At 72.2% G+C, this 18,713-nt stretch carries 15 protein-coding genes and 1 tRNA gene; 13 read left to right on the top strand and 3 right to left on the bottom strand.

The features are described from left to right. Positions 1 to 38: 38 nt before the first annotated feature. Both ACFYZA_RS15060 and ACFYZA_RS15055 read right to left on the bottom strand, forming a co-directional pair. Positions 39 to 1,487, bottom strand: coding sequence for an amidase (locus ACFYZA_RS15060; RefSeq protein ID WP_388490596.1), 1,449 nt, complete (start codon positions 1,485 to 1,487; stop codon positions 39 to 41). Positions 1,488 to 1,654: 167 nt separating this feature from the next. Continuing rightward, positions 1,655 to 1,846 carry a thiomuracin/GE37468 family thiazolyl RiPP peptide gene (locus ACFYZA_RS15055; protein WP_382584850.1) on the bottom strand — a complete coding sequence of 64 codons (192 nt, stop codon included), beginning with the start codon at positions 1,844 to 1,846 and terminating at the stop codon, positions 1,655 to 1,657. Positions 1,847 to 2,084: 238 nt separating this feature from the next. On the opposite strand from ACFYZA_RS15055, the gene ACFYZA_RS15050 reads away from it, so the two are divergent. From ACFYZA_RS15050 to ACFYZA_RS15010, 9 genes are all read left to right on the top strand, one after another. Then, entirely contained in the window at positions 2,085 to 3,110 is a 1,026-nt protein-coding gene (locus tag ACFYZA_RS15050; protein ID WP_388490593.1) for a hypothetical protein, read from the top strand. Then, the gene (locus ACFYZA_RS15045) at positions 3,107 to 4,477 is read left to right on the top strand and encodes a nitroreductase family protein (protein WP_388490590.1); all 1,371 of its coding nucleotides are present in this window, start codon (positions 3,107 to 3,109) and stop codon (positions 4,475 to 4,477) included. The genes ACFYZA_RS15050 and ACFYZA_RS15045 overlap by 4 nt, the downstream gene beginning before the upstream one ends. Further along, positions 4,477 to 7,158, top strand: a complete 2,682-nt coding sequence (locus tag ACFYZA_RS15040; RefSeq protein ID WP_388490589.1) for a lantibiotic dehydratase — start codon at positions 4,477 to 4,479, stop codon at positions 7,156 to 7,158. The genes ACFYZA_RS15045 and ACFYZA_RS15040 overlap by 1 nt, the downstream gene beginning before the upstream one ends. A 65-nt stretch (positions 7,159 to 7,223) precedes the next feature. Beyond that, a complete protein-coding gene (locus ACFYZA_RS15035) occupies positions 7,224 to 8,138 on the top strand; it encodes a lantibiotic dehydratase C-terminal domain-containing protein (RefSeq protein ID WP_388490587.1) in 915 nt (304 codons plus the stop codon). A gap of 56 nt (positions 8,139 to 8,194) precedes the next feature. Then, a complete protein-coding gene (locus ACFYZA_RS15030; RefSeq protein WP_388490585.1) occupies positions 8,195 to 9,445 on the top strand; it encodes a lantibiotic dehydratase C-terminal domain-containing protein in 1,251 nt (416 codons plus the stop codon). Next, positions 9,442 to 10,755 carry a hypothetical protein gene (locus ACFYZA_RS15025; protein WP_388490582.1) on the top strand — a complete coding sequence of 438 codons (1,314 nt, stop codon included), beginning with the start codon at positions 9,442 to 9,444 and terminating at the stop codon, positions 10,753 to 10,755. The genes ACFYZA_RS15030 and ACFYZA_RS15025 overlap by 4 nt, the downstream gene beginning before the upstream one ends. Positions 10,756 to 10,804: 49 nt before the next feature. Next, entirely contained in the window at positions 10,805 to 12,220 is a 1,416-nt protein-coding gene (locus tag ACFYZA_RS15020) for a hypothetical protein (RefSeq protein WP_388490581.1), read from the top strand. Further along, positions 12,213 to 14,183 carry a TOMM precursor leader peptide-binding protein gene (locus tag ACFYZA_RS15015; protein ID WP_388490578.1) on the top strand — a complete coding sequence of 657 codons (1,971 nt, stop codon included), beginning with the start codon at positions 12,213 to 12,215 and terminating at the stop codon, positions 14,181 to 14,183. Before ACFYZA_RS15020 ends, ACFYZA_RS15015 begins: the two co-directional genes overlap by 8 nt. Positions 14,184 to 14,264: 81 nt before the next feature. Next, positions 14,265 to 14,338, top strand: a tRNA-Met gene (locus ACFYZA_RS15010). 70 nt (positions 14,339 to 14,408) lie between these two features. On the opposite strand, the gene ACFYZA_RS15005 is transcribed toward ACFYZA_RS15010, so the two are convergent. Further along, positions 14,409 to 15,068: a TetR/AcrR family transcriptional regulator gene (locus ACFYZA_RS15005; protein WP_388491012.1), complete on the bottom strand. Its 660-nt coding sequence runs from the start codon at positions 15,066 to 15,068 to the stop codon at positions 14,409 to 14,411. 180 nt (positions 15,069 to 15,248) lie between these two features. On the opposite strand from ACFYZA_RS15005, the gene ACFYZA_RS15000 reads away from it, so the two are divergent. From ACFYZA_RS15000 to ACFYZA_RS14985, 4 genes are all read left to right on the top strand, one after another. Beyond that, the gene (locus ACFYZA_RS15000; protein WP_388490576.1) at positions 15,249 to 15,731 is read left to right on the top strand and encodes a hypothetical protein; all 483 of its coding nucleotides are present in this window, start codon (positions 15,249 to 15,251) and stop codon (positions 15,729 to 15,731) included. A 5-nt stretch (positions 15,732 to 15,736) separates the two neighbouring features. Continuing rightward, the gene (locus ACFYZA_RS14995; RefSeq protein ID WP_388490575.1) at positions 15,737 to 17,602 is read left to right on the top strand and encodes an alkyl/aryl-sulfatase; all 1,866 of its coding nucleotides are present in this window, start codon (positions 15,737 to 15,739) and stop codon (positions 17,600 to 17,602) included. Positions 17,603 to 17,761: 159 nt separating this feature from the next. After that, positions 17,762 to 17,923 (top strand): hydrophobic protein, encoded by a 162-nt coding sequence (locus tag ACFYZA_RS14990; protein WP_100575597.1) that lies wholly within the window; start codon positions 17,762 to 17,764, stop codon positions 17,921 to 17,923. Between the two features lie 302 nt (positions 17,924 to 18,225). Next, a complete protein-coding gene (locus ACFYZA_RS14985) occupies positions 18,226 to 18,594 on the top strand; it encodes a WhiB family transcriptional regulator (RefSeq protein WP_388490573.1) in 369 nt (122 codons plus the stop codon). Positions 18,595 to 18,713: the final 119 nt, after the last annotated feature.

Here is an 18,713-nt window from a genome sequence, read left to right as displayed (position 1 = left end):
ATCCCGGCCGACGGCCCTTTGAGCATCCACGCTAAGCACTACGGCGCCTGGAAGCCCCCGATGCTCTGTTCAAGGAGTTCGGCCAGGCGCAGCGGGGTGCGGTCTTCGAGCATCGGCCCGATGAGCTGAACACCCACTGGCAGGCCTTCGGGCGATCGCCCGGTGGGTATGGCGGTGGCGGGCAGTCCGGGCATGGTGGCCAGGCCGGCCCAGACGAGCTGGTCGAGGTACGGGTACTCGACGCCGTCGACGTCGATCCGGCGCCCCAGCAGATCGGGGTGGTGGTCGTGCGGGAACGCGACGGTGGGTGTGATGGGACACACCACGACGTCGAACTGGGCGAAGAGCTGCCGCCAGCCGTGGCGGTGCGCCTCCCGACGGTCGTTCGCCGCGATCCAGTCCCGGTGGCTCAGGACCATGCCGCGTACCCGCGCCGCGTTGAGACTCCGGTCGTCCACGGCCAGTTGGGCGGCGTCGGCCCGCAGTTGCTCGTACACCTCGACGGGAAAGTGCGCGGTCGAGGCGGAGAACAGCAACTGCGTGTAGATCTGGGCGGCTTCGGTCAGATCGGGCAGCAGCGGGCTCGCCCGTTCGACGCGGGCGCCGCCCTCCACGAGCGCGTCCACCACCCGGTTCACGCCCGCGCGGACCGCGGATCCCGTCGCGATGAGGGGATGCCGTTCGAGGACCAGGACACGGAAGTCGCTGAGCCGGTCGTGACGCGCGGCCGGCGGCCGCACGTCGTGTGCCACCCCGAGGGTCAGCGGGTCCGGGCCGGCCATGACGTCCAGCAGAAGTGTGAGGTCACGGGCCGTGCGCGCCATCGGGCCGACCACGGCGAGGTCGAGCTCGGTCGGCAGGGCCGGCGCGGTGGGCGACACCATGCCGCGGCTGGCCGCGAGCCCGAGCGTCGGCTTGTGCGCGTAGACCCCGCAGAAGTGGGCGGGGGTGCGCAGCGACCCGCCGATGTCGGAGCCGATGGACAGTGCGCCGAATCCGGACGCCAGGGCCGCGGCCGATCCCCCCGAGGATCCACCCGACGTACGACCGTGGTCCCAGGGGTTGTTGGTCGTGCCGTAGATGTCGTTGAAGCTCTGGATGTCCCGCAGTCCGAGCGGCACGTTGGTCTTGCCGAGGATCACCGCGCCCGCGGCCTTGAGGCGGGTCACCTGTAGCGCGTCCTCGGCCGGCACATAGTCGCGGTGGGGTGCCATGCCCCAGGTCGTGGGCAGGCCCGCGACGTTGTACGACTCCTTGACCGTGACCGGAATGCCGAGCAGCGGCCGGTCCTCGCCTCGGGCGCGCGCCTGATCGGCCTCGCGCGCCGCGGCCCGCGCACGGTCGAAGTCCCGCACGCAGATCGCGTTGATCGCCTTGTCGTCCCCCTCGATGCCCGAGATCGCTTCGTCGGTCAGCTCCACCGAGGTCACCTCACCGGCGCGCAGCGCAGCGATGAGTTCTTCCGCCGTTCGAAAGTTCCACTTCATGAATCGGACGGTACGGGTGGGTTCGGGGAGCCACGAAATGTCTTTTCGCGCAACGACGTTGGCGTGGTGACATGCGCCCGACGGGAGTGCATGCGCCAGGTGTGGTCGAGGCAGGACAACCGACGCGCGTGCCGGGCCTTACGGTCCGCCCGGCACGCGCTAGCGGCTCAGGAACAGCTGCAGTTACAGCAGTTCGGCGGCGGAGCGCAGCAGAAAGACGCGCTCACCTCCGTCATGCCGTGACCTGCCGTGAGCGACTGGCTGTGCTCGTCCCCGGCCAGCGAATCCAGGTCGAGGTCCAGCGCGAGGTCCGCGACCGCGGCAGCGAGCGAGGGTGAGCCGTTGCTGTTCTCGTTCATCAAAGCCCTCCTTTCGATCCGAATGGAGCATCAACAGGCTTATTTGGACGTCCAGTTGGGACACTAGCGTGACGATTGTGAACTGTGAAGGGGGTGGACTAGACCATTCGCCTCGGCTAGTGTCGGCCGCCCGGAGGCCGCGAACGCAGCCCCGTCCGGCGCTTTCACGCCTGCGAGGGCGGGCACCGCCGGGCATTGCGTCGGGGCGATCCCTTCGAGGCATCCCGTGGAGGTGGAGATGAGGCCGAGGCTGCTTCCCGACACCCATCTGCTGCCCTCCGACCGGGGCGTGGTGATCACCGGCCCCCGGCACACGGCCGCCTTCGCGCTGCCAGGAATCCATCCGTGGCTGGAACGGCTCCGCCCGTTCCTGGACGGCGGCAACAGCCTGGAGCAGCTCACCGCCGACCTCCCGCCGCAGGCCGCGCGCCATGTCCGAACCCTGGTGGAACTCCTGGCCCGGGAAGGCTTCGTACGCGACGCCTCGGCGGATCTGCCCCACACGCTGAGCCCACAGACGCGTTCGCACCACGCCGCGCTGATCGACTACATCGCGGCACGCGCGGACTCGCCCGAGCACCGCTTCGAGCGCTATCGCGGGTGCGCGCCGCTGGTGGTCGGTTCCGGGCGGGTGGCCGGCGCGCTGGTCCTCGCTCTGCTCGGCTCGGGTGTGGCACATGTTCGCCTTCGACCGAGCGAGAGCCAAGACGCGGGCGAACAAGCTGCCGGGGCCGTCACGGATGTGGCCCGTCTCCATGAGTGCGTCGCGCTGCTCCGGAAGGAGGGCGGCTCCTTTCACTACGAGCCACTGAGCGGCGGCGACCCTTCCGAACTGCCCCCGGACGTCGGCGTGGTGCTCTTCGGCTCGGACGTGTCCGACCCGAAGTCGGCGGACCCGGCCCGCGCACTCGCGTTACGTGGCGGACTTCCGTACGGGCAGGTCGTGGGGCGGGGCGAGCACGTCGTGATCAGTGCTGTGCGTCCCGTGCAGCATGTGCGGTGTCCGTCAACACCGGCTGCCAGCAAGGGTGTTGTGCCTCATCGACGCTCGTCGGACGTGGAGTGTCCGGCTCCCGTGCGCCGGCCGAGCCCCTACCTCGGTGGTCCGATGGCCGCCCTCGCCGCGAACCAGCTCTGCCTGCGTCTCCTGCGCACGGTGGCGGGCCTCGACCACATCGCCAGGCCCAACGATCCGTCTGCGACGGCCGAGCCCGCAGTGCTGGATCTGGCCACCGGACGCTTCCTCGGCGCGGAGCCGGAATGACCGGCGTGACCGGCCAGGCCCCCCGGAGCCTGACGAGCGACGAGGTCCCCCAGAGCCGCACGGCCAAGGCCCCGTTCCCCCCGGAGCTCTGGGCGGAGGCGGTCTACTCCCGCCGGGCCATCCCGGCCACACTCGCCACGGGCCGCCCGGCCCCGGGACGGGCCGAGGCGGAACCGGACCCGCTCCCCGACGAGCCACGCCTTCCGCTGGCTTCACCGCCGCTCCACCTCGCGCCCTCCCCCGACGCCCCGGCCGGCCTCTCCGACCCCGCCGTCCTCGCCGCGCTGTTGCACTATTCCCACGGCCTCCTCCAGCACGATCTGACCCCGGGCGGCTGGCCGCTGCACCGTGCGGTGGCTTCCGCCCGATGCCGCTACCCGAGCGAACTCACCCTGGTCACACCCAACGCGTCCTTCCGGTTCGATCCGCTTCACCATCAACTCGCCCTGCTGCATGGGTCTGTGATGAGACATCAGGAGGACGAGGCAGGGGCGACCCGTTTCATCGTGATCACCAGCCGGTTCGCCCGCACGGCACGGCTCTACGGCGACTACGCTCCCCGCCTCTGCGCCCAGGAAGCGGGAATGCTCCTTGGCGCGGTGCACCTGGTCGCCGCCGCGCTCGGCCTGCGCGCCCGTCCCGGCCAGGACCAGGAGACGCTCAACGAGCTCTGCGCGGACTGGCTGCCCACCACGGGAGAGCACCCGATGGGCTACCTGGAGATCGAGCGCTCCGCAACGGCGGGCCCGCGCAGCACCACGGGCCCGCGACACCCGGCCAACCGGGCCTGGCCCCCACCCGAGCTGGCCTCGGTGCTGCGGAGCCGGCACTCGGGCGCGGCCATATTCGACCCCGAACCCGCCCTCGCTCCAGGGGAGTTGCTCACCGATCTGGACGCCGCCCTCGCCGCAGCGCCGTTCGGGGACTTCTCCTGCCATCTGCTGGTACAGCGCGTCACCGGCTTCTCGCCGGGCCACTACGTCCACAGCGATGGGCAGCTGCGGCAGGTCCGCGACCGCGACCCGCTCGCACTGCTCGAACAGATCGGGCAGACGGAAGGCCGGGTGTCGATGAACTTCCGCTCGACCGCGTGCACCGCCTACCTCGCCGTCGGGCGTGGGACCGCCGTGGCGCGGCACGGCGACGACGCCTTCCGCAGACTGCATCTGAGCGCGGGGGCGGCCGCCCACCTGCTCTGCGTGGCCGCGGCCCGCCATGGCCTGTCCGCCCGGATCCACAACGGCTACGACGCGGCCACCGCGGAACGTCTGCTCGGGCTCGCCCCGGGCGAGGAGACGGTGCTCTTCCAGGTGGCCATCGGTGCGGCCCGGCCAGGAGCGGCCTTTCGCGTCCCGGTGGTGTTCTGATGGGCCGGAACGCGCCGCCCTCAAGCCCGGCCACCACCCCCGTGTCCAGCCCGGCAGGCGTACGGACCGCCGGACTTCCCACCACCGCGCTCGACTCCTCCCGCATCCCGCGCAGTACCGAACTGGCCCTGCGCACAACGGCGTTGGACCGGCGCATCACCCTCGACGCGGCACAGATCAGCGATGCGCTGTACGCCTTGATCGGCACCGAGCGGGCCCGCCCCTTCAAGGCGCGGCTGGTGGGCCTGCGCCGAGCCGTGCACCAAGGCGCCCGCATGGGCTCACTGCTGGACACGGCCGCCCCGCCCGACCTGCTCGGCACCGCACTCACCGAGCGTCTCCAGCACCACGCCGCACTGCGCCGCACCCGCGCCGACACGTTCGCCGAGCTCGAACGCGTCCTTCCGGCCGAGACCCGGTCGGCCGCCGAGGCCCTGGCCGCGCTCATCCGTGACCAGGAGTTCGCCGCCGGTCTCGACTACGCGAGTCCGGATCTGTACGAGGACCTGCTGCGCTGGGGCGGCGAGGGCGGGGCGCCGGGGCGGCGACCGCTCGACGGGGCAGCCGTACGGCTGGCCAAATACGCGGGCCGCGCGATGGCCAAGCCCAGCCCGTTGACCACCTTCGCCGCCAGTGGCTTCGGGCGCTGGGTGCCGGGTATCGGCGTCGGCGTACGCCTGCAAGGTTCGGCCAGGGCCAAGGTGGCCGAGGTGAGTCTGCTGCCGCTGTCCCGGATGGCCGCCGCTCTCGCCCACGTGCCCGAGCTGGCCGGGGCGGTCCAGTTGCGCGTCAATCCGCTGGCCACCCCGGTGCCGTCACCCGAGGGGGAACGGTGGCTGTTCACAGCTCCGGGGCCGTCCGGCGAGGTGCGGACGCTGCCCGCCACACCGGCGCTGGCGGCGGTCCTGGCGGCGGTCCAGGAGACCGCCGGTCCTGAGCGGCTGCGCATCCTGCTCGGCGCGACCACCCCCGGGAGCGGCGCCGACGCCGTCATCGCCCGGCTGGTCCGGATCGGCCTGCTGGAGGTCCGGCTCGGCCTGCCCGACCAGGAGCTCGACGCCGCCACCCTCTGCGACTGGCTGGGTGGGCGGTTGCCCGAGCCGCCTCATGACGCCCGCCTCGCGCCCCTGCTCGCCGACCTCCGCGCCGTCCGCGAGCAGGTCGACGCGGCTCGGACCGCCCCTCCCGGCTCACACCGGCACATCGCGTCCAGCCTGCGGCAGCACCTCACGCAGGCCACGAGGCGCCTCCAACTCCTGGCCAGCGACGACGAGTTGGGACGCGATTCCCTGTACTTCCACCACATGGTCGCAGTCGGAGCCGCCGCCGAACTCGACCCGGCGCACTGGCGGCCGGCGTTGGCGGACCTCGCACTCGTACCCGCTCTGCTCGCCCCGTTCGACACCCTCACGCCGCCGCGCGAGGCACTCCGGCAGCACGCCGTGACCACCTACGGGGAGGGTTTCACACGGCCGTTCACCTCATTCCTCCAGGACTTCGGGCAGTGGTGGGCCGCCCCCGAGTCACACGCTCCCATCGAGCGTGACTCGCGGCGGCAGGACGAGCTGCGCCGCCTGATCGCCACCACACCTCACGAACCCGACGGCACCATCCGCCTCGACCCGCAGTCCGTGCGGGACCTCTGCGGCACCTGGACCGACCCGGCGGCCTCCGGCGACAGCCACGCCTGTTACGTCCAGGCGCTGCCCCATCCGAGTTCGGGCCTCGGACTGGTACTCAACACGGTCACCGGCGGCCACGGCACCGGCAGAACCCGGATCGCCCGACTACTCGGCACACGGGCGGACTTCGGGGCAGCCCGGGGCGAGGCGCTCGACGACGGGACGACGGACGGCGGGCACCTGCACGTCGAGCTCGACGCGGTCTTCGGCAGCGCCCTCAACCAGCGCCCGACCGCCACCCGTTACGCGATCGACCTGGACGGCGCGACCTCACACCGGCCACCCGAGCAGCTGATCCGCCCCGCCGAACTGGACGTCGCACACGACCGGGACACACAGCGCCTGAACCTGGTGCACCGGCCCACTGGCCGAGTAGTACGGCCACTACACCTGGGCCTGCTCGCCACGCCCCTACTCCCGCTGCCCGCAAGGCTGTTGGTGGAGGCCTTCGGGCAGACCTCGTACGCCTTCTGGTCGGACTGGCCCCAACTGTGGCAGCTGCTTCCGCCGGACCGGACCGGCCCACCCGGCCGGGAGCCGGGCACAGCGTCGAGCGCGGGCTGGGTGAAGATGCCCCGCCTGGCACTCGGCTCATTGGTGCTGCGCCGTGCGACCTGGTTCATCGACGCGGGGCAGGCTCCCGCACGTGGCGCCGGTGAGTCGGACGCCGGCTACCTGGTGCGAGTGCACACGTGGCGGGCGGCGCTCGGTCTGCCGCAGCGCTGCTTCCTGCGCGTCCTCACCCCGCGCCCCGCCGACGGCTTCACCGGCCCCGCTCTGCACGACAAGGACCGTAAGCCGGTGTATGTCGACTTCACCCACCCCCATCTCCTGCGCGTCTTCGAACGGGCGGCAGCCGGCGGCCGCCCGCTGCTGCTCGCCGAGGCCCTGCCCGACCTCCACGACGCGCCCGCGCACCGGGACGGCCTCCGTTACGCGACCGAATTCGTGATCGAGCTCCCGAGCGCCCCGGCCGACCGGCGGACGCCGACATGCTGACCCATACACCGGCAGGCGTGCCGGAACCGGGGACGGGGGACCGGCCGGCCCGCGCTGCGGCAGGCGTGCCGGAAGCGGAACAGGCCGGCCACTGGGTGAGCGCCCATGTGCATACCGGGCACTCGCTCGACCTGGTGCTGGGCACGCTCGTTCCGCCGGTCCTCGCCGAGCTGCGGCAGCGCGGCCTTGTCGACCGCTTCTTCTTCCTCCGCCACTGGCAGGGCGGCCCCCATCTGCGACTGCGGGTGCGGCTCACCGCGCCCGCGGCCGAGCCCGAGGTACGCACCGCCCTGAGCGCACACGCCGGGGCGCTTTTCCGCGACCTGCCTCCCTCGCAGGCCATGTCGGACCGTCAATACGAGTCCCTGGCAAGAGAGTTGGCGGCCCATGAGCCCGAGAGTGAGCCCGGCACTCTCGCCCCCAACGACAGCCTCGCCTTCCACGACTACCGCCCGGAGCACGGCAAGTACGGGCATGGCGGCGCTCTGCGAGCCGTCGAGGACGCGTTCGCCATCTGTAGCGAGCTGGCACTCGCCGCCGTGCTCGCCGACTGGGGCCCGGCACAGCGGACGGCACACTGTTTCGCGCTGTTGACCGGCAGCCTGGACGCCAGTGCACCGACGGGCCGGCCCACCCCTGACGTGCTGGTTCAGTACGGGAGCAGGCGTGCCGCCCTGCTCACCGTCGCCCGCGCGGCACGCGCTACAGCGGCGGCGGACCCCGGCGCGGACCCGGTGAGCCGGTGGCTCGCGGCCTGCCGGAGTGCCCAGCGCCAGTCCGCCCTTCCCTCGCGACTGGCCGGCCATCTGACCCACCTGGCGTGCAACCGGCTCGGTGTACGACTCGGCCAGGAATCCACGTTGCGCTCCCTCGCACTGCTGGCGGTAAGGGAGTTGACGGACAGTCACCCGCCGCGTGGGGCCGGTTCGCCGGGCCATCGGGGCGACCGCACCGGACACAGCGGTGCCGGACCACCGTGAACCGGTCTCCGCACCGACACACCCGGACAGCACAGACCCGTCGAGGAGCGAATCCCGTGACAGCCATCCCCCAGGCGGAAGAGCCGCAGTGGCGTGCGGCCCACATCGCGTACTTCGGTGCTGACACCGACCAGCTGATCCTGCACGCCGTACGTCCGGTGATCGAGCGCTGCACCGGCCGCGTCGAATCGGCCTACGTGCTGCGGCACTGGCGGCGCGGCCCGCATCTGCGCCTGATCGTCCGGGCCACTCCCGCCGTCTTCGACGAGGTGGTGCTGCCCGCCGTCTCCGAACTGATCGGAGGCCATCTCAGGACACACCCGTCCACCTCGGCACCCCTCGACGAGGCCGCCCTCCTGCCGTTGCACCGGCGCCTCGCGGCCGCCGAGCGCGAACCAGGGCCGCTGACTCCGTTCTATGCGGACAACTCGATCACCTGGGAGGAGCACGACCGCCGGGTCGATGTGCTGGGCTGCCCGGTCGGCGCCGACGAACTGGCCCTCTTCTACGAGCAGACCAACGGCCTGCTGTTCGAGCACCTGGAGTCCGTCGCCCTGGGACTCCCGCGCGAAACGGTGGCCCTGCGCCTGATGCTCGCCACCGCGCACACGCTCTGCCGACACCCCCAGGACCCGTCGATCCGTCGCGGGTTCGTCTCCTTCCGCTCGCATGCCGAGGGCTACTTGAGCACGGTGGGCCCGCAGGTGCGGGACGCCTTCGAGGAGCGGTACGCGGCCAACCGCGCGGTGCTCACCGCGCAGGTGCGCGCCGTGGTCGCGAGCTTCGATTCCGCTGCACCTGAGACCGGGGCGGGCTCTCACTCCGGCTCTCACTCCGGCTCCGGCTCCGGCTCCGGCTCCGGCTCCGACAAGGCATCCGCGCCGGACCGGGCCGCGGCACTTCATCGCTGGGTGGCCACGATCGACCCGCTGGGCGGCCGCTGGACCGCCCTGTACGAAGCCGGCGAGATCCCCGAGGCGGCGATTCCGACCGACGAGGAGAACGGCATCGGCGAACTGGTCACCTCCAGCCCGTTGCACCGGGCGATCAGCGGCAGCGCCACGTACAAGGAAATGATGTACCGGGACCCGAGGTTCCTGCGCTACCGCCTGATGCTCAACTACACGTACCTCCATCTCTCCCGTCTGGGCCTGCCCGGTCTGACCCGCTATCTGCTCTGCCACCTCGCCGCCAACGCGGTGGAGGAGGTCTACGGGGTCAGCGCGCTCGAACTGGTCCTTGCCACCGCCGCGGGCGGCCCCGATGCCCCGGAGGTCGCCACGGCACCCGCGCGGACGCGCGGATGAGGAGCACCTCGCCGGCTCCCCCGCACGATGCCTACCCTCCGCACGCCGAGACCGGAGGGGCGGCCGCGCGGCGCTATCACGCGCGGTACGGCTCGGTGCTGCCCGCCATCGACCCGGCGGCGGGCAGCGCCGCGCCGAAACGCCATCCGGGCACGCCGCTCCTCCCGCTGCCGTTCCCCCCAGTCCTCCCATCGCCGCCGGGCGACCGCGGTCCGGCCGCCGCCATGGAACGCCTCGGCGCTCTCCTCGCTCTGCTCAACGGCGTCACCCGGGTCGACTGGACCGGCGCGGGCGTGACCGTCGGCCGGCCCGTTCCGTCCGGCGGCGGCGCCTACCCGGGAGAGGTGTACGTGGCCACCGCCGACGGCCTCTGCCACTACCTGCCTTCGGCCCACGCCCTCGAACTCCTCTCCCCCGTCGATCACCGGGCCGACATCGCCCGCGCGCTGGATGGGCCACCGCACGATCCCCCGGAATCGGCTCTGCTGATCACGACTCGGCTGGACGCGAATCTGGCCCGCTACGGGCCCTTCGGCCACCGCCTTCAGGCACTCGACACCGGCGTCCTGACCGGGCAGGCGCTCACCTTGCTGGAGTCGGCCAACGCCGCGCCGACGGCGCACGCTCTCTTCGCGGACGAGGAACTGGGCCACCTGCTCGGCCTCGACTTCGCAACGGAGCGCGTCCACACGGTCGTCACCGCACGGACGCCCGGGGCGATCGATCCCGACGTCCCGCTCCTTCGCCGCCGTACGGCACGGTCCGGCTTCGAACCGGTCCCCCTTCCGTCGGCCACCCTTCTCGCTGTCCTGGAGGAGGCTGCCCGCCCGATCCCCCTGGACCATGCCGCCCCCGCCGACTGTGCCCTGTACGTGGTCGCCCACCGCGTCACCGGACTTGAACCCGGCTGCCACCGGCGCGACGCACGCACGGGTGAGCTGGTTCGGGTCGCCGGTGGCATCACCCCTCGTGGCCTGTTTCCACCCAACGGGCCGGGAGAACTCGCCGGTTTCGAGGCCGCCTGCGCCGTGCTCGTGACCGGCGACTACGAGTCCGGCTACCCGGGGCACGGCGACCGTTGGTACCGGATGCTCAACCTGCGGGCGGGCGTCATCGGTCAGCGGATCGGCCTGGCGGCGGCACGTGCCGGGCTCGGCGCCGGGCTCCGCTGCGATGTCGACACCCCGGCCGCCGACGCCGTACTGGACACGCATCCCGACCGCACCACGCTGCTCGCGGTCCTGCTCGGCCAGGAACGCGGCAACGGCACACCCACCTGCCATCTGCTCGGCGTTCCGGGCCCGCCGTGACCCGCCCCGGCACCCCGACCGCACCGCCCGCTCCCCGGCCGAGGAAACCTTGATCACCTCCGACTACGCACCCCTGCTTCGCCCCGACGTCTTCCTGACCCCGAGCGGCAGCGGCACCGTGTACGTGCGCTCCAGCCACGGCACCGACCTGATCGCCGCCCCCGGCATCGCCGGTTGGCTGGACCGCCTCACACCGTTCCTGGACGGCACTCGTAGCGTGGGCCAGCTGGTCGACGGCCTCGACGAGGCCCGTGGCTCCATGGTGCTGCGGGTCCTCCAACTCATGGACGAGCACGGCCTGTTGGAGGACCGAGCGGCAGCCGACCCGCGCACCGCTTCCTACCCACGGCTGAGGGCGCTGGCCCTCGGCGCTCCGGCCGCGACCGGCGCCCTGGCGAACGCATTGCGGCTGACCGGCCTGACGGCCGTCACGCCGGTGGCCGGTCACGCGGCGGCCCGAGCCGCGGTGGCGGCCGGCGGCCACGACGCACTGCTGCTGCTCGCGGGGGGCGACGACCCCCGGTCCGTCGCCCAACTCGACGAGGACTGCCGCACACACGGCCTGTGGTTCGCCGCCGCCGTGCGTGATACGGAATCCTGGTGGCTGGGCCCGGCGCTCACCCCCGGGCCGAACCGCACCGCCGGCGGCTGGCTCGGCGCCTGGCTACGCGTACAGGGGACGCGAGCGATGCCGCGCTCACCCCAACACCCCTTTCACGTAACCGAGTTGGCGGCCACCCTGCTCGCCCATCATTTCCAGCGGACCTTCCTGAGCCCGCCCACGGCCGCGCCGCAGGAGCCGGAACCACTCATCCGGCTGGACGCGGCGGCCCTCACCACGACCCGCCACCGCTACCGGCCCCACCCGGCCGCACTGCCGGTGGTGCCGGAGTCCGAAGCGGGGTTCCTGGCCAAGATCGCCTCCCTGCGCGAGGGGTCGCCCGTCAGCCCCGAGGAGTTCTCCCGGCGCGCAGCCGGCCGCATCGACCGGCGCGCCGGCCTGCTCGCGGAACTGGACGAAGGGGCGCTGCCGCAGTTCCCACGGCATGCCTCCCGGGCCGTGGTCCGCGACCCGGACACCGGTCGGGCGGAGCACCAACTCCACGCCACCGGGACCGACTTCACCAGCGCGCGCCTGCGCACCGCGCAACGCGCTCTGGTGTTCTACGCGCTACTGGCCCTCGACCCCCGGCGGTTCGTCGCCGCGCCGGACGGCCCCTCGCTGTGGGCCTGGTCTCCCGAGCACGGCACCGCCCACCTGGTCCCGGTGGCGGCCGTACGCGCTCGGGGCCCGCAGGCGCCAAGGGGGCTCGGCTCGGGCGCCACCTTCGACGAGGCGGTGGCGGCGGCGCTCCGCGACCAGCGCGGGCCCGCGCGCGGCCGGCTCATCGTGCCGCTCGATCACGATCCGGCCGCCACCGGGATACTGCCCCACCTGCTGAGAGCGGTGCGCTTCGATGACTGATGACCTCCTGCCGCCTGACATCCGGGTGCACCACGACGGCGGCGTGCTCGGCCAGGCCCTCGTGCGCCGGTCGGACGCCATGCCTCGACACCGGAGTAGGGTCGCGCTGCTCGCGGCCGATACATCTGACGCGGCGTCAGCGTACGTACAGGCACTGGTAGTTGAGCGGAACCCGTTCCTTCCAGTGGTCGCCGAGCTGGACCGCGTCGTCATCGGACCGCTGGTCCGCCCCGGCGAACCGGGCTGCCACCGCTGTCTCGCCGCGCGCCGAGCCGGAGCCCGTGGCGACGCGGCAGAGGAAGCGGCCCTGCGCGCCACCTACGGCAGCCGCCTCACCAGCGCCGTCTCCCCGCTGCTCACCCCGGTCGCCGCCGACCTCGCAGCGGCCCTCGCCCTGAGCCGGCTCACCACCACAGCCGCCGAGCACGAGGTCACCATGATCCGCCTTGCCGACCTCGAGATCACCCGGCACCGCTTCCTGCCCGACCCGCACTGCCCCGACTGCGGCGGCCTGCCCGACGACTCCCCCGTCCGTGCCACGATCCCCCGCGTCCCCCGGCCCAAGCCGGACCCTGCGGCCCTCCGCGTCCGGGACCTGCGGGCGGAGCGCGAAGTGCTGGAAGCCCGCTATGCCGACGACGAGACCGGCGTGCTCAAGGGGCTGCGCTCGCGCGGACTGCACACGCTGCCCTTCGCCGAGGCCAAGGTCGGGCCGCCCGAGTCCGTCGACGGTGGTTACGGCCGTGCGCTGGACTTCCGCAGCGCCAGGGTCACCGCGCTCGCCGAGGCGCTGGAGCGGCTGGGCGGAGGGCGCCCGGGAGGTCGCCGCACGGTGGTACGCGGCAGCCATCGCGAACTCGCCGCCCGCCACCCCGGCGGCGTACTGGATCCGGCGACCACCGGCGGCCACGAACCCCACCGCTACGAGGAGCGCGGCTTCCCCTTCCAGCCCTATCACCCCGACCTCGTCATGCCGTGGGTGTGGGGCTACTCCCTGACCCGCGAGCACCCGGTCCTGGTCCCCGAGAGCCTGGCCTACTACCGCCTTGGCCGGCACGAGCCGCAGTCCGCCCGGCCCTTCGTCTCGGAGATCTCCAACGGCTGCGCGCTAGGCGGTTGCATCGAGGAGGCGGCGCTGTACGGCCTGCTCGAACTCGCCGAACGCGACGCCTTCCTGCTCACCTGGTACGCCCGGCTCCCCGCGCCGGCGCTCGACCCGCACAGCGCGCGCGACCGGCGGATCGGGCTGCTCGCCGACCGCGTCCGCGAGCGCACCGGCTACCGCGTCGAGGTCTTCGACGTGACCGGCGCCGAGGGCATCCCCTGTTTCTGGGCCGCCGCCGTGGACGTACGGCCGCACTCCGCTCCCGGCGCCGCGCCTCCCCGCCCCAGCGTGCTGTGCGCGGGCGGCTCGGGGCTCGACCCCGAACGGGGCGTGTTCGGCGCACTGCACGAACTGGTCACCGCCATCGAGGCGTACCAGCTGATCTACCCGCAGCGTGCGCAAGACGCGGCCCGTATGCGCGACGACCCCGAGCAGGTCCGCCTGATGGACGACCACGCCCTGCTCTACTGCGACCCGATCGCCGCCCGCCGCCTCGACTTCCTGCTCGCCCCGGGCGGCCGGGAGCCGCTGGAACGCCGCAGCCTGAGCGAGCTCAGCGCCCGCTACGCCTGGCCACGCCATCCCGATCTGCGCACGGATCTGGACGAGTTGGTGGGCCGCTTCGCCGCGACCGGCCTGGAAGCGATCGTCGTGGACCAGACCACCCCGGTGCACGCAGCGTCCGGCCTCTCCTGCGTCAAGACCATCGTCCCGGGGCTGCTTCCGATGACCTTCGGCCATCACCTTCGCCGCGTCACCGGCCTCGACCGCGTACTGACCGCGCCCCACCGCCTCGGCCACGCCCCCCGCCCACTCCACCCGGAGGAGATCAACCCCCATCCCCACCCGTTTCCCTGACCATCTCCGCGTGGGGACTTGAGCGCGGTGCGACCTGTTGGTCGAAGGCACGGAATGCGTGACGTAAGCTGGGTTCACCGACGCGGGGTGGAGCAGCTCGGTAGCTCGCTGGGCTCATAACCCAGAGGTCGCAGGTTCAAATCCTGTCCCCGCTACTGCGAGACAAGGCCCGGAGCGTTCGCGCTCCGGGCCTTTCTCGTGAATTCCCTTGCCCGGTTGGGCAGTTCAGACCCCCAGCACCTCGAACGCTTCCCGGAGCAGGGCGCGGATGACCGCGGGGGCCGGCTGGGCGTGGCCCAGATCGGTGTGCGCGATCACCGCGCTGCGGACGGCCGCCACCGCGGTGCGGGCGAGGACCGAAGCCCGCAGGGAGACGCGGGGGCCGTCCGGGGTCCTGGGGGGCTCCCCCAGGCGTTCCGCCAGCGCCGTGGCGACGCCGTTCTCGAAGTCGAACAGCACGGCGAGCGCGGGCCGGGAGGCGCGCGGCGCGAAGCGGGCGGGCGGTCCGCTGAAGAGGAGGGCGAAGCCGGTTCCGGGACGTTTTTCGCCCAGGACGAGCAGGGCGTTCAGTACGGCGGTCAGCGGAGGCTCGTCGGGCGGGCGGGCGAGGATCTCGTCGCGCAGCGGGTCCAACAGGTCGATGATCTCGCTGAAGACGAGGTCTTCCTTGGAGGGGAAGTAGCGGAAGAAGGTGCGCTCGGTGACGTCCGCGGCGGCGGCGATGTCCCGGACGGTCGTCTTCTCGTAGCCGTTCTCCTCGAACATGCGCAGAGCGGCTCGCTGGAGGGCGACCCGGGTGGCCGCCTTCTTCCGCTCGCGCAGGCCCGGCCGCACACCTGACCCGGTATCGGTCCCGTTCTCCGTCTCCGCCCCCGAAGGCTTCATCGTGCTCACGTCGGGCGATTCTGGCACGCGCGCCCGGAAACCCGGCAGCCGACGCCTCACCGGCGTCAACGGTGGCGGTCGCGACATCTCTTCCAGCTCCAGCCCCCATCACCACTAGAAAAAGTCAGGACTGACACTTTACGGTGGCCCACATCCCGGCCGTCCCGTGAGGAGTCGCGCATGCCGAGCACCGAGTCACCCGGTGGGCCTCGCAGGACGCCTCGGACGGCGCGGCCCGAACCGGCGTGCCGCGCCGTCCGTCTCGGGTATCTGGCCGCCGGCCTTGTGATGTCGGGCATGTGGCTGCGTGGCGCGGATCTGCCCGCGTGGGAGCACGCGCTGCGCGTGCTCGTGGTGGTCCTGGTGGTCCCGCCGCTCGTCCACCTCGTACGCCGTCGGCGCGAGCGGCGGGCCGACACCGTGCGGTCGCCCCGAGTGCCGCTGCGGCGCCTCGTCGCGCTGAAGGTGGCTCTGGTCGCCGCCGCGCTGTGCGGTGAACGGCTGTTGCTCCGGATCGGCCTGCCAGGGGCCGACGCGATCACCGCGGCCGCTCTCCTGCTGACCGTGTCCCTCGCCGGTCCGCCCTTCCACCAGCGGCAGTTGAGCCCGGCTCCACCCGGCCGCCACGAACACGGCCCCTCCCCCGTACCGAAGGAAATGTGAGCACCATGACCGCGCACAGCACCGAGCACCTCGACTGGGACGACGACCAGGACTTCGCCGACGCCGACCGCGGCTTCCTCGGGCGGCTGGACCCCTGTGTCGTGCGGGACGCGGAAGGGCGGCTCGTGTGGGACAACGACGCCTACGCCTTCCTGGACGAAGAGCCGGTCGCGCCGTCGACGGCCCACCCCTCCCTGTGGCGCCAGGGCCGGCTGACCGCGAAACAGGGCCTGTACGAGGTGGTCCCCGGCATCTACCAGGTGCGGGGACTGGACCTGTCGAACATCACGTTCGTCGAGGGCGAGCGCGGCGTCATCGTCATCGACCCGCTCATCAGCGAGGAGGTCGCCGCTGCCGCGCTCGGGCTCTACCGCGGACATCGCGGGGAGCGACCGGTGACGGCGGTTGTCTACACCCACTCGCACGTCGACCACTTCGGCGGTGTGCGGGGCGTGGTGGACGCGGACGACGTGGCGTCCGGCGCGGTGCCGGTGCTCGCTCCGGCGGGCTTCCTGGAGCACGCGGCGAGCGAGAACGTCTTCACCGGGCCCGCGATGAGCCGCCGCGCCGCCTACATGTACGGCGCCGCCCTGCCCAAGGGGCCGGCCGGGCAGATCGGTTGCGGTCTGGGGCAGACGACCTCGCTCGGCACGGTCGGACTGATCGCACCCACCCTCGCCATCTCCCGGACGGGCCAGGAGGAGGTGGTCGACGGCGTCCGCATGGTCTTCCAGCTCACCCCGGGGACCGAGGCGCCGTCCGAAATGAACTTCCACTTCCCCGACCTGCGGACGCTGTGTGTCGCCGAGAACGCGTGCCACACCCTGCACAACGTGCTCACTCTGCGCGGCGCGCTCGTCCGCGATCCCAGCGCCTGGGCGCGCTATCTGACCGAGACGCTGAGGTTGTTCGCGGGAGACTTCGACACCGTCTTCGCCTCGCACCACTGGCCGACCTGGGGGCAGGACCGGGCGGTGCGGTTCCTGGAGGAGCAGCGCGACGCGTACGCGTATCTGCACGATCAGTCCGTGCGGCTCATCAACGCCGGCCGCACCGGAGCCGAGATCGCCGAGGAGCTGCGCTTCCCCGAGCGGCTGGACCGCGCCTGGCACGCCCGGGGCTACTACGGAACGCTCAGCCACAACGCCAAGGCGGTCTACCAGCGGTACATGGGCTGGTTCGACGGCAACCCGGCCCACCTCTGGCAGCACCCGCCCGTCGAGGCCGCCGGCCGGTACGTGGATTTCATGGGCGGGGCCGATGCCGTACTCGCCAAAGCCAAGGAGTCCTACGCGGACGGCGATCTGCGCTGGGTCGCCGAGGTGGTCGGCCACGTGCTGTTCACCGATCCGGACAACGCCGAGGCACGCGCCCTTCAGGCGGACACCTTCGAACGGCTCGGCCACGCCTCCGAGTCGGGGCCCTGGCGCAACTTCTACCTGATGGGCGCGGCGGAACTCCGCCACGGCATCATCGGCACCCCCACCCGCAGCGCCCCCGACATCCTGGCCGCGCTGACCGCCGAGCAGGTCTTCCAGTCCATGGCCGTACGGATCAACGGCCCGCGTGCCGCCGCGGCCGGACGGCTGTTGCTGCGCTGGGAGTTCACCGACACGGGCGAGGCCTGGACGCTGCTGCTGTCCAACGGGGCCCTCACCACCATGCCTGGCGACGCACCACGCGGTGAACAGCCGCAGGCGACGCTGCGGTTGACACGTACGGTCCTCAACGCCGTCCTCGGCGGGCTGACCACCTTCGGTGACCAGATCACCACGGGCACCGTGACCATCGAGGGCGACGCCATGGCACTCGCCCGATTCAGCATCCTGCTGGACGCTCCCGACCCGAACTTCCCGCTGGTCACGCCGTGAACATGCGCTCCCACCACGGTTTCGCGGGCGCCGGGGGACGGGGTATCCACGCAATCGGGCGGGCATAGCGGTGCCCTGTTAAGAATTCCATAAACAGTCGTGTCCCGGCTGTGTGGAGTCGCCCGAGCGGGGCATTCGGTGGCTCGGAGGTTGATAACTATGGTTCCCCTGCTTCTCGTTCTTCTGCTCGCTCTGATCCTCTTCGGTGCGGGCTTCGCACTGAAGGCCCTGTGGTGGATCGCGATCATCGTGCTGGTCGTCTGGCTGGTCGGCTTCGTCGCCCGCCCCAAGGGAGGAAGTGGCCGCTGGTACCGCTGGTAGGCGCCGGTCGCCGAATACATCACGTGTGGGCTCCCCGCCCGATCAGAACGGCGGGGAGCCCACACGCACGTCGAATACGGGAATTCCCGCGTCGCCCCGGACCGTTGTGTGCCGATTCCCAGGACCTGTGTCGGCACGGCGGAATATCGGACCGCCCCATGGACCGTGCAAGATCACCGATCGGGGGTAGGTGTCCGCCCGAAACGACGTATATGCCGAAGTCTGTCGCCGATCGCGCCTCCGCGCTGCGCGCCGGGACGCGCGGGCGATGTCGCTGGGCGGTGGAAAGGTGGAAGGGCGTGGTGGACGTGCTGGCTTGGAGTGAGAGAGCGGCGTGTGGGCAGGGCGACGCGGACGCGCTGTTCGCCGAGGGATCGCGGCAGCACGACGCCACCGCCCTGTGCACCAGGTGCCCGGTACGGACGGAGTGCCTGGCGCACGCCTTGGACCAGCGCATCGAGTTCGGGGTCTGGGGCGGCATGACGGAGCGCGAACGGCGCGCCCTGCTACGCCGGCGGGCCGACGTGACCTCCTGGCGCGACCTCCTCGAAAGCGCGCGTGCCCAGCACACCCACCTGGCCCGGGGCCGCACGAAGGGCCCTCGCGGGGAAGCCGGGCCGGCCCGTCCGGAGGTGCACAAGACGGCCCCGTCGGTGTATGCCCCGAGCTGAGCGGTGCACCCGGGTGGAAGGGTGCGGGTGCTTGCTCGGGTGCGTCGCCTCGTCACTCGGACCGTGGTGATCCAGTAACTGGCCACCCGGCGGGGGTAGTTGGTGCGTGCCGGCCGGAC

The organism is Streptomyces sp. NPDC001828 (assembly GCF_042892175.1).
Classification (GTDB): domain Bacteria; phylum Actinomycetota; class Actinomycetes; order Streptomycetales; family Streptomycetaceae; genus Streptomyces.
This window is presented reverse-complemented; position numbering and strand designations above follow the sequence as displayed.

What these genes read in the sequence shown, in the direction of transcription:
- ACFYZA_RS14995 (WP_388490575.1), top strand. Translation starts at nt 15,737, where the DNA reads ATGACCGCGCACAGCACCGAGCACCTCGACTGGGACGACGACCAGGAC.
- ACFYZA_RS15025 (WP_388490582.1), top strand. Translation starts at nt 9,442, where the DNA reads ATGAGGAGCACCTCGCCGGCTCCCCCGCACGATGCCTACCCTCCGCAC.
- ACFYZA_RS15000 (WP_388490576.1), top strand. Translation starts at nt 15,249, where the DNA reads ATGCCGAGCACCGAGTCACCCGGTGGGCCTCGCAGGACGCCTCGGACG.
- ACFYZA_RS15050 (WP_388490593.1), top strand. Translation starts at nt 2,085, where the DNA reads ATGAGGCCGAGGCTGCTTCCCGACACCCATCTGCTGCCCTCCGACCGG.
- ACFYZA_RS15005 (WP_388491012.1), bottom strand. Translation starts at nt 15,068, where the DNA reads ATGAAGCCTTCGGGGGCGGAGACGGAGAACGGGACCGATACCGGGTCA.
- ACFYZA_RS15015 (WP_388490578.1), top strand. Translation starts at nt 12,213, where the DNA reads ATGACTGATGACCTCCTGCCGCCTGACATCCGGGTGCACCACGACGGC.
- ACFYZA_RS14990 (WP_100575597.1), top strand. Translation starts at nt 17,762, where the DNA reads ATGGTTCCCCTGCTTCTCGTTCTTCTGCTCGCTCTGATCCTCTTCGGT.
- ACFYZA_RS15045 (WP_388490590.1), top strand. Translation starts at nt 3,107, where the DNA reads ATGACCGGCGTGACCGGCCAGGCCCCCCGGAGCCTGACGAGCGACGAG.
- ACFYZA_RS15055 (WP_382584850.1), bottom strand. Translation starts at nt 1,846, where the DNA reads ATGAACGAGAACAGCAACGGCTCACCCTCGCTCGCTGCCGCGGTCGCG.
- ACFYZA_RS15040 (WP_388490589.1), top strand. Translation starts at nt 4,477, where the DNA reads ATGGGCCGGAACGCGCCGCCCTCAAGCCCGGCCACCACCCCCGTGTCC.
- ACFYZA_RS15060 (WP_388490596.1), bottom strand. Translation starts at nt 1,487, where the DNA reads ATGAAGTGGAACTTTCGAACGGCGGAAGAACTCATCGCTGCGCTGCGC.